Raw genomic sequence first — 15,378 nt, forward strand, 5'->3', positions numbered from 1 at the left:
CTGAACGGGCTATGTGCCGCGCGGGGCCTAGTCTTGCGCAGTCCATGCGCCCCGCGGAAGCAGGCTTGACACGGGCTTATGACCTGCCCCCAATCGAGCTAGCTATGGCGACTATGCCCGGCGGCGGCGCAGTAGCTCGTCGAGGGCGTTGCCACCATGCAGGCCATCGCGCGCAACCGGAACGTCACCGGTTGGGCGATCTGCCTCCACCTGGCCCTTGCCATTGAGTTTCTCCCCGATTTGCTTCGGGCGATATGGGACGGCCACAGTTTCTTCGGCCGGGGCTTGATACGGCTTCACCGTCTGACGTTCAATGGGTGCGTCCACCACGCGGCACGCTGCCGCGTTCGCAGTACCAGCGCCAGTGCCAGGCTTCACGGTGTAGCTGGGGAGCTCCTCGGCCTCGCGGCCCTGGGCTCCGCCAGTGCGCGCCGTTCCGGCAACGCCGCCGAGCCTATTTCCGGCCGCGCCGGCCGCACCCGCAGGCCGCGCGCCTTCCCTTCTCCACGAGCCAGCGGTGGCCGGCGTTCCGGCCTGTGCCTGAGCGAGTTCGCGTCGAGAACCCGAAATGGGCTGGAAGTCCGAGGCGGAAATAATCCCGCGTTCCAGGGTGACGTTAATTCCCGCCTTACCCGCGGGAGCATTTTGGGTTCGCATATTCGACCGCGACGACCGAGCGCGGGACGTGCGCCGAGCACTCTCCCTCGCTACCTGGGCCGTGCGGTCATTCGCTTTTCCCAAATCATCGCCCTCCACGGCATCGTCGGCGTCCGCCAGTTCAGCCTCATAGGAAATGCTGTCGTCATCAGGATCGGCGCTGTAGGCCGACCGCGCGGAAGAAGAGCTTGCGGCAGAGTAGGCAGACGAGGCACTGGCGGCGGAGCGGCCGGTGCGCGGCATGGCCGGGCGTCGCGATTGGGAGGTGCCACCGCGTGGACCGTTGAGTTTCTTGGTCAGCGCGGCGATTTCCTCGCGGTCGGCGTCGTCGCCGCTCTTCATTTGGGCAAACAGGTAGGCGAAGCCAGCGCCGTACACCACGGCGAGGCCGCAAACGATGCCGAACCATATCCAGGAAAACGAGGTTAGCGCGCATACAACCGCAAAAACGACCGCGAGAACCAGGAGCGCAATGCCTCCCGCTATTCCGCGCTGCCGATTTGCCTTACGCTGGGCAATTCGTGCGCGCCGCCGAGCGCGATCTCGCGCAAGCTCGCGCACATCCCGCGAAGATCGCTTTTCGCGCGGGGCGTTGCCGCCGTTACCTTCCATAATGACCTCCGGAATTTTCAGGAACAGTGAACCGCGTTCACCGTCCCCTTCCTCCTGCTGCCGCGGAAGTCGCAGCATCCTCAAATTTTCTGCGTAACGTTCGTCGAGCCGAGTTTCCGCAATCACGGCGCGACGCTTAAACAGTCCAGGAATGACGTAGGCAACGAGTAACACAACCGCCACCAAAAGCGCATATCCCTGGATGTTCACGAAACTAACCTTATGGGTCAAACCCGGCTCTTTTGCGCAAGCGCGCCGGGTGTTTTGCGACGTTTTCTCAATCCTTACACAACCGCGAAAAAGGCTGGTGAATGGTGTGAAAATTGAGGTTGATTTGTTGTTCACGACGCCGGAGCTCATACTCCCAATGCGGGCGGGAAGACAACCTGGTCGCGACCGTAGCCACGAACGCGCGAAGCTGCGCTCGGCTACCCGTTGAGGATCATGCACTCGAATTCGTCGCCCGGCGCCACAAGCTCCACAGCCGGCGGGATAATGGCGAGGCCGTTGGACTTTGCCATATTGGCGAGCAGGAGTTTGTCCACTTCGCCCACGGCCTCGAAATCGTAGCCGCTACCCGGGTTTCCGTAGACGTTACAGCGAATGTATTCTTGCCGGCCCGGCTCAGAAACAAAGCCGCGCGCCGCTCGGGCGCGGATTGAACGCGGAGTCAAATGCCGGTAACCGGCCATTTTCCGCAAGCAGGGACGCACGAACACCTCGAAGTAAACCATGGCGGCTACTGGGTTTCCAGGCAGGCAAAATATCGTGGCCGATTCCGTTCCCAGGCCCAGCCGCCCAACTCCCATCTGCGAGCCCGGGCCCATGGCAACGGCGTCGAAACGCACATCACCCAGGGGCTGGAGAACTTCCTTCACCGTATCGCCGCCACCGTAGGACAGACCGCCGGTGGTAATGATGACGTCCGCGCGCAAAAGCTGATCCTGCAGAGCGTCGCGAAGTTCGTTCTTATCGTCAGAAACAGCGCCCACCCGGTAGGCCACCGCACCCGCATTACGGGCCGCAATCGCGAGCGCGTGCGAGTTGGCGTCGTAAACGCGCCCCACGCCAAGCGCCGCGCCCGGCTCCACGAGTTCGTCGCCAATTGAAAGCACCACGACCCGCGGAGCGGGATGAACAGGGACGAGCGCACGGCCGGCTGCGGCCAGCAGGGCAATGTGGCGTGAAGAGAGACGGGTTCCGGCTTTGAGAACCACATCGCCGGCCTCGAAATCCTCGCCCTGCCCGCGCACGTTCTCCCCCGGAGCAACTCGTTGGCGAATTTGCACCTGGACGGCTCCGCCGTCGGTCTGGGCAATCGGCACAACGGCGTCGGCACCGCTGGGGATACGAGCACCGGAGGCAACCCGAACCGCCGTGCCACCCAGGTGGGCGATACGATCCGGGCTTACCACCCGCACGTCTTCAGTCACCGGGAGCGTAACCGGCGAAGATGTGGCACCGAAGGTATCGTCCGCGCGCACGGCGTACCCGTCGGTTGAGGCCAGCGGGGCGGGCGGCACATCGACGGTGGAGCGAATGTCCTCGGCGAGGATTGTGCCCGAAGAATCACCTAGGCCCACATCGAATCGATCGAGTTGCTCCGAAACTTTTAAGCACTCATCAAGCTGTTGCGCAACGGTCCTCATCGGCCCTCCTTGGTTTTCCACCCTCAAGCCTACCGGTAAAGCGGGCGCACATGGCGCCACATTGCGCTCTGGACGGGGCACACGGGGGCGCCCGGGTTCGCACTGGAAGGTCCCGCGGGGCGGGCCCGGGATTGCTCGCGCACACACGCGCGGGCCGGGCGCCGCGGAATTTCCCCAGCTAAATATCAGGCTAACTATCCGCCTAGCGTAACCGGGGAGCGGCCCGGGTTTTCAGAGTGGCGAGATGAAATGATGGAGGCATGGCATTACACAAGGTTCACTACCCGAGCGTGTCCAATCTGCCTCTGCGCGAGGCAAAAGCAACGCTTCGGGCGGCGGTGCGGAAGAACCGCAAGGCGCGTTCGCACGCGCAACTGGAAGCGCTCGAGCATGATTTGATGGCCCAGGCACTGGATTTCATTGGCGACTCGAAGGTGATCGCCAGCTACATTTCCGTGAACCAAGAACCGCCTACCCTCCGACTTTCTGACGCACTCATCGCCAATGGCCGGCGCCTGTTGGTCCCGAAACTCGGGCCCGGCCTCTCTCGCGAATGGGCGTGGTACCAGGGCCATGAAGACCTCTCGGAGCAGGCTCCCGGGCGGCCTCCCGCACCCAGCGGGCAGCCGCTTGGCGCAGAGATTTTAGGCGAAGTCAACCTCGTTATTATCCCGGCCCTGCTGGTGAATCACGACGGAATGCGATTGGGACAGGGCGGGGGTTGGTACGACCGCGTTCTCAAGCAGGTCCCGCGCGGCACACCCGTGGCGGCAATGATTTTCCCGGAAGAATTCGTGGATTTCGCCCTCCCCCAAGACGAGAATGATATGCCCGTCAGTGCGGTTATTCTGCCCGACGGCGTTGTGCAGCTCTAGGCTCGGCCGCGGATAGTAGGTGCCGCGTGGCGGGCGCGAATCATTTTGACGCGAACCACACGGTTATCGCTGGGTATACCGAGTAGGATTTCTTTTCGGTATGCAAGCGCGCGGACTTCTGCGCCCGCGGTGGTTTGGTAGGCACGGGTCGGCTGCCTGCCGGTGTTGACGGAGGAATTTTGCCCACTTATTCGTATCGTTGTGAAAACTGCGGCCATGAGTTCGATGCTCACCAATCCATGACGGCCGAGCCGCTTCGCGACTGCCCAGAATGCGGTGAGTCCGCGTTGCACAAGATCCTCAGCCGCGGCCAGTCAATTATTTTCAAGGGTTCCGGCTTCTACCATAACGATTCGCGTTCAAGCTCCTCCTCGGAGTAGCGACGCCGCGGCCGGGCACTAGCGACGCACACAAGCGGGCGCGGCATTAGCGACGCATACGAGCGAGCGCGGCGCGGCCATGCACGGCGAACTTTGCGCATGCGACCGGCCCCGTTCTGGCCGCATGGAGTGGCCCACCTCGGCTCGCGCGCGTGTCCACAGATCGGCTCGCGTCCTCGCTATCCACAGGCTAACCGCCTAAGCAAACGGGATTCGGGTAGCGCACCTAGGCTCGAAGCATGCTCAACCTGCATGCCACCTTCTGGCGTTTTCGCTACTTTTTAATTGCCGCTACCGCATTTGGGGTCGTGGTCTCGATTATCTCGGCTATCGAACGCCTGGAGCCGGAGACCGCCAGCGTCGTCGTCGTAACAAGGGCGCTCCCCGCGGGTACGCGCCTCACCGACCGCGACCTCGAGACTCGCCCCTTCCCCGCGCAGGCCTTGCCGGCCGATGCGCTGACCGACCCCGCCGGGGCGGACGGGCGGGTTCTCGCTAATAATTTGCCCGCCGGCATGCCCCTATCGCAGCAAATCCTGCTTGGTGAAGAGTTTTTGGCGGCGGCGGGCGAGGGACGCGTTGTGGCGCCCATAAAAATCGTTACGGACGGAACCGACTCCCTGGCCGTTTCGGGCGCGAGGGTCGCATTATATTCACTTCCGTCCGAATACGAGGAGAATCGGGAGGCCCTCCTGGTCACGCAGGATGCCGTGGTCACCGGGGCCGGCCCGGCCGATGATTCCGGATCTTTTTTAAGTGACTCGAAGAACACACGCGTTATTTATGTGTCAATCACCAGCGACGAGGCTAGTCTGGTGCTCGGCATCGGGGCGACGGCGTCTTTGCGAGCGGTCCTTCTTGACCCCGCCTGACATTTCGCCAAGCTGCCGTTTCCACGCTGGAGGGGCTCCCTGACGGAGGCCCTCGGGGCACATCTAGTTTTGTCGAAAGGGATCGTCATGATCGAAGGTTTCAAGAAATTCATTATGCGCGGCAACGCGATCGACCTCGCCGTCGGCGTCATTATGGGTGCCGCCTTCAGCGCCATCGTTACCTCGCTGACCGAAGATATTTTGATGCCGCTCGTTGCGGCGATTTTCGGCCAGCCCGATTTCAAGGGCCAGTTCGTTCTGCAGATTGGCCAGGGCCAGTTGCAGTTCGGCAACTTCATTACCGCCCTGATTAACTTCCTACTTGTCGCCATCGCGCTCTACTTCTTCGTCGTGATGCCGATTAATAAGCTCAAGGAACGTTACGCCAAGCCCGCGGCCGAAGAAGCCGCAGATCCGCAGACCGTCCTCCTGCAGGAGATTCGCGATGAGCTGCGCAAGTCCAACAACGCCTAAAGCTCTTGCGGCGCTCCCTAAGCTAGGGGGCAAACCCGGCGAGGGTGCAACCGCGGCGAGCGGAGCACTCCCTCTGCACGGGCGGTAGCCTCCATCGGAACCGCGCCGCGAGATACTTATATTTTCCCGAAGTGCGGCGGACGCTCATTGAGTATCCGCCGCTCTTCTGCGTCTCGGGGCTCAATTTCCCGCCTCTGACCGCCCTCGCGGCGCGGAGAAGCGGCGCGCGCCTGACTACCCGGGGTCTTCCCTTGGCTCCCCTGAGCCTCTCCCTGGCGGCTCCCCCGAGCCTTTTCCGCCGGCCAGCTCTGGGTAAGCGCCTGTTTTAGCGCTTCTTCGGGAGAGGCGATCTCGCTTTGCTCCAACCGGCGCTGATCAACAACCGAAAGACGAATGGTCGGAGCGTGCCGGCGCGCGGGCGTAGCGCTGCTACTTTCTTCGCCTGCCATCGTTACCGCTCTCCGTCCGGGCGGAGCAGGCCAGAGCGGCGCACCACATTGCGGAGCACCGCATCGATTTGCGCGCCGCGGCGCTTAATATCCAGCTCGTTGCGTAGCGCCTTCATGAAATCAAGCTCGGTACGCGGCAGACCATCGGAAGCTATCCACGTCACCACCGCGTCCAGCTGGTCATCTGAGTAGGCGGCCAGGGGCAGACCGGGCGTCACATCCGGCCGCTCATCGCGATTGAGCCGCGCCTCGCGCTGTTTCGCAGCGCTTTCCGCCTCTGCCTTAGCCAACTGACGTTCAGCCTGAGCATCATCACCGGTTCCGAAGGCCTCCCACGTTGAGGCATCCACCTCGGGAACTTCTGCCGAAATCTCAGCTTCCGCCAGCGCCGCTTCTTCCTCCGCCGGCTCCCGATCGGCAAGCAAATCGCAGATTCGCTCCACTTCGCCCGCGGGATCCATGAACAGCGCCGCGCTATAGGTTTGGTAAACCCGCCAACCCAATTCCTCCAGGATCTCCGGCCAGTAGCGATCGCGGCGGCGAAGCGACTGCTCGGCCACGTAGGCGGCGTCGTCCAACAACACCGCGATCTTCCAACTTCCTTCTTCCTCGCCGATGGCCAGGGGGATGCGCACGCCATCTTCGAGTCCGTAGTGCACCGCAACGGCCAGGTCCTGCGCGCGCAAGCGATTCGCCATATCAGCTTCCAACGGCGTGGCATCGTCCTCATGCGGCTGCGGACCACGCGCCGTATTGTGCCCGCTCGCCCTACTCAGCAACTGCGAAAGGAGGCGCGGCCCGGCACCCGTCAAATCATCAACGTCAATCTCACCCGGACCAATCGCGGAGATAATTTGCATCTCCCGCCGCGGCGCTTCAATCGCCGCCACCAGGCCCGCCACGCCCTCGGGGGTCAGCAACGGCCCGAAGGAATGAAGCACTCGTCCATGCACGGTTTTTCCAAACCCAACCGTGAGGATAATCGAATCGCGCCGTAGACCCACCGCGTCAACAATGTTGACCACCGTGAATGGTTCGGGCCCAAATTCCCGCAGACACCCTGCTAGAGCCGGGTTCTCCGCCACCGCTCGATCAATTTCTTGCCGCACATGCTGGGCGTGAGTCTCAGAAATTGAAACCACAGCGAGCGACTCGCCCGGGTTAGAAAGCGCGTGATCCAGGACGGCGTCCACCACCGCCTCCACTTCCGCGGCCGTCGCTTCAATCATCCCGGTCGACGGCGAAGGAACGCCCTGCCCATCCACCAGGGTGAGCCGCTCCGGGCCCGCCCGGCGCACGCTCGGCGCGGCGGTAATCGTATCGCCGTAGCCCAGCTCAGTGAGCACGTCGATAGCGAGCTCATCGTGCTGTGAACGGAAGGCCGGAAGCTCAATGCTCGGCAGTACCGACGCCAACTGTGCCAAGGCTCCGCCCTGAGCGGCCCCGCGCACGTCACCAAAAATAGCCACCTGGCTACCGCGAATCATGGGTCCGATTGCACCGGAGAGTGATGCCGCACCCAGACCGTCCAGGATTACCAGATCAGCCCAGGGGGCGGCGGGCAGGAAATGCGCCACCGCGGCAGCCGAAACCACCCAAACCGGGCGGGCCGCCTGCATGAGTGTTGCGTGCTCGCGAGTCAGCGGGGCAATAGCCGTCACGCCCGCGGCCGCCAAGCGCGCATCGACGACGAGGGTCTCCTCCCGATACTTGCGCGCAATCGATCGCATATTAGATACCGCCGCGCGCATCACCGGAGTATCAAGAGTTTCGGTATGTTCTTTATCCAGCTTACGCAGGCTTTCCAGCAGTTGCCGAAGCTCTGCCGGGCCCAGCTCAGCCAAGACGGTATTGCGCGCAATCACCTGCTCGAAAACGGAGTTCGTGAGGGCGAGTTTCAGCTCGGATGCAATATTTTCCGCTTCAACCTCGCGTTGCGCGAGGTCCTCCACCAGCTCCCCTAAACCGCGTTCACGCAGGCCTCCGAGGACTCGGTTGCGCCGCGGCTGGTTTTCAATCGCGGAGCGTTCAGCGGCCAAGGCCCGGGTGAGCGCGAGCAGATCCTCAATGGGCATCTCCTCCAGCGCCTCGCTTCGCGGAAGGAAACTTGCCAGCTCCTCGACTTCTTTTTCCACCTCGCGGGCGGTGGCGCGAATCATCGGCATCCCCTCGGGCAAGGTTGGCCACGAGGAATCCGAGGAGTAGCGCCTCCACACCTCGCGCTGGTTCTTCACTTCCGCCAGCGCATGATGCATATCGTGCACCGAAACTCCGGGCCGCACGTAATCCTTCGCTTGTTTCTTCAGCGCTCGGCGCTGCCCGCGCTTCATCACCTCGCCGTGCTGAGCACGCCATTCATCGCTCGCGGTGGCAATGACCATATCCTCCACTGAGCGGGCGTAAATCTCTGGCTTGAACACATCAAGCGTGGCAGAGACGCCGTCGAGCATCTTCGTCTGCTCAATCCAGGCGGCCACCGTAGCGGGCCGATCGAGTCCGGTTTCCGCGGCGACCCGCTGTGACTGCTCCATGGCGAGCGGAACGGTCTCACTCGCCATCCGTTGCGCCACCGAGTAAGCCCGGCTCGCCTCCTCCTCGGTCTCGACCGTGGACTTCGCCCACGCCGAACCCGCGGTTCCCACAAAAGCCCCGGCCTGCGCGGCCTCATTGAGCTGGGCGAGCACGCCGTCCCAATCATCGCGCACATCCGCGGCAACGTCTGCCGCCAAGCGCACTCGCGTGGCCGGCGGATTCTTCCCGCCCGTCAGTTGCGTGAGCTCCTGCAATACCCCGTGCGCCGAGATCTCCCAGGCGGGGTCTTCCTCGTGTAGCGCGGCCACGTAATTCCGCAGCTCACGCCGCGTTTTCTTCAGCGAGGACCGCACCTGCAGGGTCGCTTCCTCATTAACCTCCGGGAGGCGCTGGCGCAGACCGGTGCGAAGGCGAAGCGGAACCTCCTCCACCTGGCTGAAGTCGACCACCAGTTCGCCCACGCCCAAGCGATTCATTTCCTCGACGAAGGCGCGCGCGTCGCTGGCGCGCCCGGGAACGTACAAAACGCTTCTTCCCGAGGCGGCGGCGTCGGCGGCCACTGAAACCTTCACGCCCACCCCGTTGGAACCCGGGGGCGTATCGACGACGACGTCGCGGCCGGTTGCCACCGACTCCACTGCTGCCAGTTCGGCAACGTCTTGATCCCCAACTCCGCGCTCGCCTTCCGGGCTACGATCTTCCGGGTCCGCCGGAACCAGCGGCGCGGAAGTGAGCCGGCGAGTTTCTTCGTGGCCGGCGATCGCCGCGAGCACCCCCGAGCGGCGAATATAGGGTTTGGCGTTCTCCAGATCCGCCAAAATTTCCTTCTCAGGATCGGCGAAACTGCCCAATTTGCGGCCGGGTCGATAGCTCGCACCGGGCAGATAGATATGCCCGAGCTGGCGAACCTGGTTGATCACTTCGTCCTCGGTTGTGGCACTGGGCGCCGCCGTGAGCTGGGCGAGTTTCCCGAGTTCGCGGCTCGGGGTTCCGTGATCGCGCAGAGCCCTCAGCACCTCCGGATTCACGCGCAGGCTCGCGGTGGGAACAATCCTCGCGTCCTCGCCGGCATCTTCCAGGGTGACGGTGCGGTAAATAATCGGCTCGGTCACCTCGCGAACCTCCCTGATCGCGGGTGTCTGCCGGCGCTTTGGCTGGCTGGATTCTGGCGAATTATCACGGTTTTCGACGCCGCCGGCCGCCTCCGACTCCTTCTGGCCCGTTTCTACTTCCTCGCCGCCGTTGGCCTCCAGCTCATCGGCCATTTCGGCTAAGCCAAGCCCCTCTTCCGCGGCGATCGAGCGGGAGCGAATGCCCTCTGGATCCAGCTTGAGCTCGCCGGTCTCCTCGTAAGAGTTCTCCAATTGATCATCCGGGTCACGCGGCGGTAGTTCGGTCCAGGTGAGTTCTCCGATTGCCATATCGACCATGGCATAGCCGTGACGTGCCCGCATAGCCGCAATCTTTTCGCGCAATTGGGCCAGATGGGCAAGAGCATCTTTCTGCGCTTTATCCTCACGAATGAGCGAGGTGATAAGCGTGGGTGAGCCGGCGGCCAGTTGCGCCGCACCGGTGGGATGCGGATGGGTTAAATCCACCGTCGGGTTCGCGGTGCTTCCCGTTCCCAGCCGCGCAGCGAGCTCCTGCTTCCACTCGTCGACGGCGCGCGCAAGGAGCTCCTCGCGCGAGGCGGGCGGAATCGCATTAGCACTCGCGCTCTTCTCCGCATCTTCGCGCGCATCGCTTTCTTGTGCCGAGTCAGCCTGCTCATCGCCGGCTTCCCGCCCCGCATTTTCGCCGAGCTGAGCCTGATCGGCGTCCGACTGCTCGGAGGCGGGCGTGGGATCCGGGCTTTCCGCCGAATCCGCGGCCGTCTGCCCTGCCGGGAGCTCGCCAGGCTGGGAGGCAGAAGCCGGCTGTGCGGCCTGCTCTTCTGGCTGCGCGCTCTGCTCCGAATCCTGCGAGGAGGCATCCTGGTTATTACGATTACGTTTGAAGAAACTCACGTCTTCACGGTAGCCGGGCTAGCTCAAAATTTCCCGATCCGCGCCGAAGATATTTTCGGCGGAGCGACTGCCGCTCGCCTCACGTGGCGCGTACCCCGCCCCCGCCGCTCGCCTCGCGCGGCGGCCCTCCGCTTGGGTGCGCTAGCCTCGCGGCACCAGACGCAAACCGGCAAGCTCGTCGATCTCTTGGATCTGGCCACCCACATGCAAAATCTTCGGCTGATCGCTCTCGTTTTGCGGAGGCAAGACGCTCAATTGGGTGCGGTAACACTCCAGGGCTCTGGCAGCCGCGGCCACGAAATCGCTCATATCGAAATATTCAAAACCTCCACGGCCTTCCCCGGAAGCCAGCTCCAGGAGCGGGATATTTTCCCGCTCGGCCAACGCGTGGGCCAGCTCGTGGGCACGCACATGATCCGGATGCCCGTAAGAACCTTCCGCATCGTAGCCAATAATCGCGCTCGGCCGGAAATAGTCCGCGGCGGCAGCAGCGTCGTCGAGAATCCCGCACTCTAACGGAACCCGGGAGAAGGCGTTTGCCGGCGCCTGGGGATCCGGGCCCGCCAGGCCTTCGCGCACCCACACCATCCCCGAATCAGAGTAGCTACGCGGCTTCTCCCCCGCCGCGAGCGCGGGCGCCTCGCCCAGAAACGCGCCATCACGAACGCCCAAAACCCGGCGGCCAGCGATCGTCTCAGCTACTCGGCGGGCCACGAATTCCTCGCGGCTTGCGCCCTCGGGTAGGCTTCCGGGAACAATTTCGCCCCGTTCGCCGCGGGTGCAGGTGAGCACGTAGACCTCGTGGCGGGCGGCCAGATAGGCGGTGAGGGCGCCGGCCTGAACGGCTTCGTCGTCGGGATGCGCGTGGAGGAAAAGCACCCGCGCAAATAGCTGCTCGCCGAACGCGTTTTCTGGACCGAACCGCGTGCTCGGATTTTCGCTGTTATTCACGGCCGCGCCTCCTTTAAGGCAGTACTTCCCGGTAGGCGGCCAAGTAGCCGCGAGCCACGTTATCCCAACTATTGGCCTTCGCGAAGCGGCGCCCGCCCTCGCTCAGCTCGGCGCGCAGAGCCGAATTCTCGGCGATGGAACGGATTGCCTCCGCCCACTCTTGGGGATCGCGGCTCTCGCATAGCAGGCCGGTTTTACCGTGCAGGACAGATTCAGGAATCCCCGAACTGCGCCACGCAATTACCGGCGTACCAGCCCCGGATGCTTCCAGGTTGATGATTCCAAATGTCTCGGAGTAAGAGGGATTGATCAGCAAAATGGCGTGCGCCAGGGCGACGGCTAGATCATGCCGGGAAAGCGGGCCGATAAAGCGCACATCATCTTCCACACCTTCCTCGACCGCGAGATTACGCAGGCTCTGCTCGTAGCCCGCGAAATCGCTAGAGGCCTCACCGGCGACAATCAGAAGCGGGCGCTGAGCCGCGGGGATACGGGCGAGGGCTTCGATGGCTAAATCGGGCGCCTTCAGAGGTTGGAGGCGAGCGGCGAAGAAGATATACGGGCGCCCGCCGGTAATCTGGCGAATAGCTTCCGGCTGGTCCGCACTGTTCGGGACTGGCACAAAAAGTTCGGTGTCCACGCCGGGGTGAACCGTGCGTATTGGCTTTTCGGGCAGTCCATAACGCTCGGCAATCATCTGTTTTTCCGCGTCCGACACGGCAAGAATGAGATCAGCCTCGCGAGTCACTTCGGCTTCGCCGGCGCTGCGTCCGCTCGATTCGGGCGGCTCCCCGGCCGCCAGGTTAGACCCTTCAGGGGCGGCGACTGAATGAAATGACATCGCCAGAGGCACATTTTTTTCGCGCGCAACGGGTAGCGCGGCCACCCCGGCAAACCAGTGGTGAGCGTGGATAATGTCCACGCCTTCCCCGTAGCCATCCCACCAGCGCCGCAATTGAGTGGTGAAAGGATCAATCAAAGCCTCGGAAGCGGATTTGGCTATCGGGTGGTCCGGGCCCACGGGCAAATAAAACGTGTTAACGCCCGCCCTCACCTCTTGCCGGTAGGGCACATCCGGCTCGCTTTTACGGGTAATGAGGTCGACCTGATGCCCGCGCTCGGCCAGCGCGTAGGCCACGTTAGTTACCACCACATTTAGACCACCCGCGTCCGCCGATCCGGGAGTCGCAAGCGGAGAGGTGTGCACCACGGGCATAACAATCCGTAAGGGCCGCAGTTGACCGGTGCTGGACATAATCCCCCTTCCGGTCAGTTGGCTTGCTACCTCGCCAGGCTGGTGCCCCCGAAAGGATTCGAACCTTCGACCTACCGCTTAGGAGGCGGTCGCTCTTCCCCTGAGCTACGAGGGCAACCCGCTCAGTCTACTAGTCTGCGTCAGCGTTTTTGCGCCTTCGCGCAAGTGTGGCATTTAACGCCCGTGCCAGTGGGCAGAGTCATGCGGATTACAGCCCGCGCCGCGGGGCCCGCGGCTAGTACCCGGCCTCCCATGGCACATTGGTATTCGCGGCATGAACGTTTGCCGAGGCACGTTCGGGAACCACCATCACCGGCGACTGCGCACTGCGCAAAACCCCCTGCGCCGTCGACCCAAAAACGAACTTCGCCACGCCACCGCGGCCGTGGGTTCCGACCACCACGAGGTCGACGGCGGTGGAGAACTGACCGAGCAAATTCGCCGCCGAGCCTTCCACCGCGTAGCACTGAATGTCAACTTGTTCGCGACCGGTCACCACTTCATGCACGGTTTCTTCAAGCCCCAGGCGCGTATCCTCGAGGATTTCCCGCGTGAGTTCCGCGCCGGCGAGCATTCCGGTTTGCGCGTCCACCTGCACCGCGTTGATCACCGAGACCCGCGCTCCCCACCGGCCAGCCATGCGGACTGCCAGCTCAATCGCATAATGCGAGGCCTTTCCACCGTCGACGCCCACCGCGATATGGCGGATCGGGAGCCGCTTCGACTCCTCCTGCGGCACCACGACAACGGCGCAATACGCTTTCTCTGTCACGTGCTGAGTTACCGGGCCGGGCTGCCCTGCGCCCTCGCTGTACACACCGGAGTACCCGACGACGACGCGCGCGGCAACTTTCGATTCCTCGACTAGTGCCTCCCCGGCCGCGCCTGAGCGCGTAGCGATGCTGACGTTGAGGCCTTCCGTGTCCACCTTAGAGAGAGCTTCGCGCGCCACCGACTCCGCGCCCGCGCGGGCCGCTTCGGGGTCCGGTCCGCTGGCAAAGCAAGTCACAACCCGCACATCAGCTCCGCGATTGCGGGCTACTTCGCTCGCCCACCGCAACGCCGCGAGGGACGATTCCGAGCCATCAACACCAACGACCACGAGATTTTCATGCACGTACATATCCCCATTGTCTCACTCCGCGTCCTTTTATGCTTTCGCGGTTTTCGGTTGCGGGCTTGGAGCTGAAAAGATGCCACCACCGAGCATCGGGAAAAACTCGGCGGTGGCACCTCGTCGTAGGATTTACTTCTTATCTCCTTATAGGTTATATTTCATGTCCTCTAGCTCGATCCCCTTCGTTTCCGGAATATGGCGGACAACCAGCCAGATCAGGATCGCCATGACCGCAGCGTAAGAGAAGTATGTTCCCGAAAGACCAATGCTCTGTTTGAGAACGGGGAACAGAAGCGTTACTAATGTTCCACCAATCCAGTTGGCGGCGGTTGCCACGGCGATGCCTGCCGTGCGGATCTGGTTGGGGAAAATCTCCCCAAGGAACACCCACAAAACAACACCCCAAGTTCCGCAGAAAATGATGTAGACGAGATGCACGCTGATCAAGCAAATAACAGCCCAGGCACCAGTGAGGTTCAGACTACCCTCGGCGGAAACCGTCCCCTGCATGAACGTAATAGCAGAAACAACCATCGTCACAAACATCCCTATTGCTCCCCAGAAGAGCAAAGGTCGACGCCCAACCTTGTCAATTACCAGCATTCCCACAATCGTCATGACAATTCCAATAACGGAGGTCAGTACAGGGATAAAGACCGAAAGATTTCCTTGGAAACCAACTGTAGACCACAGGTCCGTCGCGTAAAGTAAGACGTTATTGATACCGGCCATCTGAATAAGGAAAGCAAAGCCAAGAGCGACCCACATAACTGGACGCAGACCGTATTTCTTATCAAGCAGATCGGCAAAACGCGGCCGCTCACCAGTGAGCGATTCCTTGATAGCAACAACCCGTCCCGCCGGATCGTCATCGGTTCCAACCATCGCAATGACACGCTTGGCATCCTCAAATCTACCTATTGAAACGAGATAACGAGGCGACTCGGGGAGAAACACAACGAAAATCCCGTAGAGAAGTGCCGGCAAAAGCTCACTCATAAACATCCATCTCCACGTGTACAGACCGAACCACGCAACAGCGTCAGCTGATCCCGTGACTTTGACGAGAATGTAATTGGTTATGAACGCGCCAAAAATTCCAATTGCTATGGCAAGTTGCTGGAGTGTACCCAGGCGGCCTCGCTTATCGGCCGGCGCAATCTCGGCAATATACGCAGGCGCGATGACCGCCGACGCCCCGACACCGAACCCTCCAACGAGCCTCCAGAAAATCAAGGCTTCGGCCGAAAAAGAAAGCCCGCTCATCAGTGCGGAAATCGCAAACAAGCACGCGGCCCCTAACATTACTTTTACGCGACCAAACCTGTTCGAGGCGCCGCCCGCTAGAGCGGCACCAATTGCCGCCCCTAGACTGACGACCGACACTACGAAACCCGTTGTCCAGGCATTGAGGTCGAATCCCGTCGTCGCCCCAGCAACGGAACCAATTGCTCCATTTATGACGGCAACGTCAAAGCCGAAAAGAAATCCACCGAGCGCGGCTGCCCCGGCAACTTGTGTCAGTTTGCTTTTTCCACTCATGAGAGGC

The 15,378-nt window shown here is 62.3% G+C and carries 12 protein-coding genes and 1 tRNA gene; 4 read left to right on the top strand and 9 right to left on the bottom strand.

Annotated elements, in window-relative coordinates; translation table 11 throughout:
- Positions 1-111 precede the first annotated feature (111 nt).
- Positions 112-1,500 (bottom strand): hypothetical protein, encoded by a 1,389-nt coding sequence (locus BN2664_RS05030; RefSeq protein WP_040316999.1) that lies wholly within the window; start codon positions 1,498-1,500, stop codon positions 112-114.
- A gap of 197 nt (positions 1,501-1,697) precedes the next feature.
- Positions 1,698-2,918: a molybdopterin molybdotransferase MoeA gene (locus BN2664_RS05035; protein ID WP_007001293.1), complete on the bottom strand. Its 1,221-nt coding sequence runs from the start codon at positions 2,916-2,918 to the stop codon at positions 1,698-1,700.
- 260 nt (positions 2,919-3,178) lie between these two features.
- Between BN2664_RS05035 and BN2664_RS05040 the strand changes: the two genes are divergently transcribed.
- From BN2664_RS05040 to mscL, 4 genes are all read left to right on the top strand, one after another.
- On the top strand, positions 3,179-3,793 hold the full coding sequence (locus BN2664_RS05040) for a 5-formyltetrahydrofolate cyclo-ligase (protein ID WP_007001292.1): 615 nt from the start codon (positions 3,179-3,181) through the stop codon (positions 3,791-3,793).
- Positions 3,794-3,972: 179 nt separating this feature from the next.
- Positions 3,973-4,173, top strand: coding sequence for an FmdB family zinc ribbon protein (locus tag BN2664_RS05045; RefSeq protein WP_040316998.1), 201 nt, complete (start codon positions 3,973-3,975; stop codon positions 4,171-4,173).
- A gap of 239 nt (positions 4,174-4,412) precedes the next feature.
- The gene (locus BN2664_RS05050) at positions 4,413-5,045 is read left to right on the top strand and encodes an SAF domain-containing protein (protein ID WP_007001290.1); all 633 of its coding nucleotides are present in this window, start codon (positions 4,413-4,415) and stop codon (positions 5,043-5,045) included.
- 87 nt (positions 5,046-5,132) lie between these two features.
- Positions 5,133-5,519: a large conductance mechanosensitive channel protein MscL gene (gene mscL / locus BN2664_RS05055; RefSeq protein WP_007001289.1), complete on the top strand. Its 387-nt coding sequence runs from the start codon at positions 5,133-5,135 to the stop codon at positions 5,517-5,519.
- Between the two features lie 116 nt (positions 5,520-5,635).
- On the opposite strand, the gene BN2664_RS05060 is transcribed toward mscL, so the two are convergent.
- The 7 genes from BN2664_RS05060 to BN2664_RS05090 all read right to left on the bottom strand — a co-directional run bounded on the left by BN2664_RS05060 (position 5,636) and on the right by BN2664_RS05090 (position 15,371).
- The gene (locus BN2664_RS05060) at positions 5,636-5,968 is read right to left on the bottom strand and encodes a hypothetical protein (protein ID WP_007001288.1); all 333 of its coding nucleotides are present in this window, start codon (positions 5,966-5,968) and stop codon (positions 5,636-5,638) included.
- 2 nt (positions 5,969-5,970) lie between these two features.
- On the bottom strand, positions 5,971-10,506 hold the full coding sequence (locus BN2664_RS05065) for a hypothetical protein (protein ID WP_007001287.1): 4,536 nt from the start codon (positions 10,504-10,506) through the stop codon (positions 5,971-5,973).
- Between the two features lie 141 nt (positions 10,507-10,647).
- Positions 10,648-11,457, bottom strand: a complete 810-nt coding sequence (locus BN2664_RS05070) for a PIG-L deacetylase family protein (RefSeq protein ID WP_007001286.1) — start codon at positions 11,455-11,457, stop codon at positions 10,648-10,650.
- 13 nt (positions 11,458-11,470) lie between these two features.
- Positions 11,471-12,712 carry a glycosyltransferase gene (locus BN2664_RS05075; RefSeq protein WP_007001285.1) on the bottom strand — a complete coding sequence of 414 codons (1,242 nt, stop codon included), beginning with the start codon at positions 12,710-12,712 and terminating at the stop codon, positions 11,471-11,473.
- Between the two features lie 40 nt (positions 12,713-12,752).
- Positions 12,753-12,827 (bottom strand) — tRNA-Arg (locus tag BN2664_RS05080).
- A gap of 120 nt (positions 12,828-12,947) precedes the next feature.
- Complete coding sequence (locus BN2664_RS05085; protein ID WP_007001284.1) at positions 12,948-13,835, bottom strand: universal stress protein; 888 nt, start codon at positions 13,833-13,835, stop codon at positions 12,948-12,950.
- 138 nt (positions 13,836-13,973) lie between these two features.
- On the bottom strand, positions 13,974-15,371 hold the full coding sequence (locus BN2664_RS05090; protein WP_007001283.1) for a sugar porter family MFS transporter: 1,398 nt from the start codon (positions 15,369-15,371) through the stop codon (positions 13,974-13,976).
- Between the last annotated feature and the right edge of the window lie 7 nt (positions 15,372-15,378).

This window comes from Actinobaculum massiliense (assembly GCF_001457435.1).
GTDB lineage: Bacteria > Actinomycetota > Actinomycetes > Actinomycetales > Actinomycetaceae > Actinobaculum > Actinobaculum massiliense.

Bases quoted from the DNA above. Each gene is read 5' to 3' on its own strand.
- BN2664_RS05035 (WP_007001293.1), bottom strand. From the start codon at position 2,918: ATGAGGACCGTTGCGCAACAGCTTGATGAGTGCTTAAAAGTTTCGGAG.
- BN2664_RS05040 (WP_007001292.1), top strand. From the start codon at position 3,179: ATGGCATTACACAAGGTTCACTACCCGAGCGTGTCCAATCTGCCTCTG.
- BN2664_RS05050 (WP_007001290.1), top strand. From the start codon at position 4,413: ATGCTCAACCTGCATGCCACCTTCTGGCGTTTTCGCTACTTTTTAATT.
- mscL (WP_007001289.1), top strand. From the start codon at position 5,133: ATGATCGAAGGTTTCAAGAAATTCATTATGCGCGGCAACGCGATCGAC.
- BN2664_RS05060 (WP_007001288.1), bottom strand. From the start codon at position 5,968: ATGGCAGGCGAAGAAAGTAGCAGCGCTACGCCCGCGCGCCGGCACGCT.
- BN2664_RS05075 (WP_007001285.1), bottom strand. From the start codon at position 12,712: ATGTCCAGCACCGGTCAACTGCGGCCCTTACGGATTGTTATGCCCGTG.
- BN2664_RS05085 (WP_007001284.1), bottom strand. From the start codon at position 13,835: ATGTACGTGCATGAAAATCTCGTGGTCGTTGGTGTTGATGGCTCGGAA.
- BN2664_RS05090 (WP_007001283.1), bottom strand. From the start codon at position 15,371: ATGAGTGGAAAAAGCAAACTGACACAAGTTGCCGGGGCAGCCGCGCTC.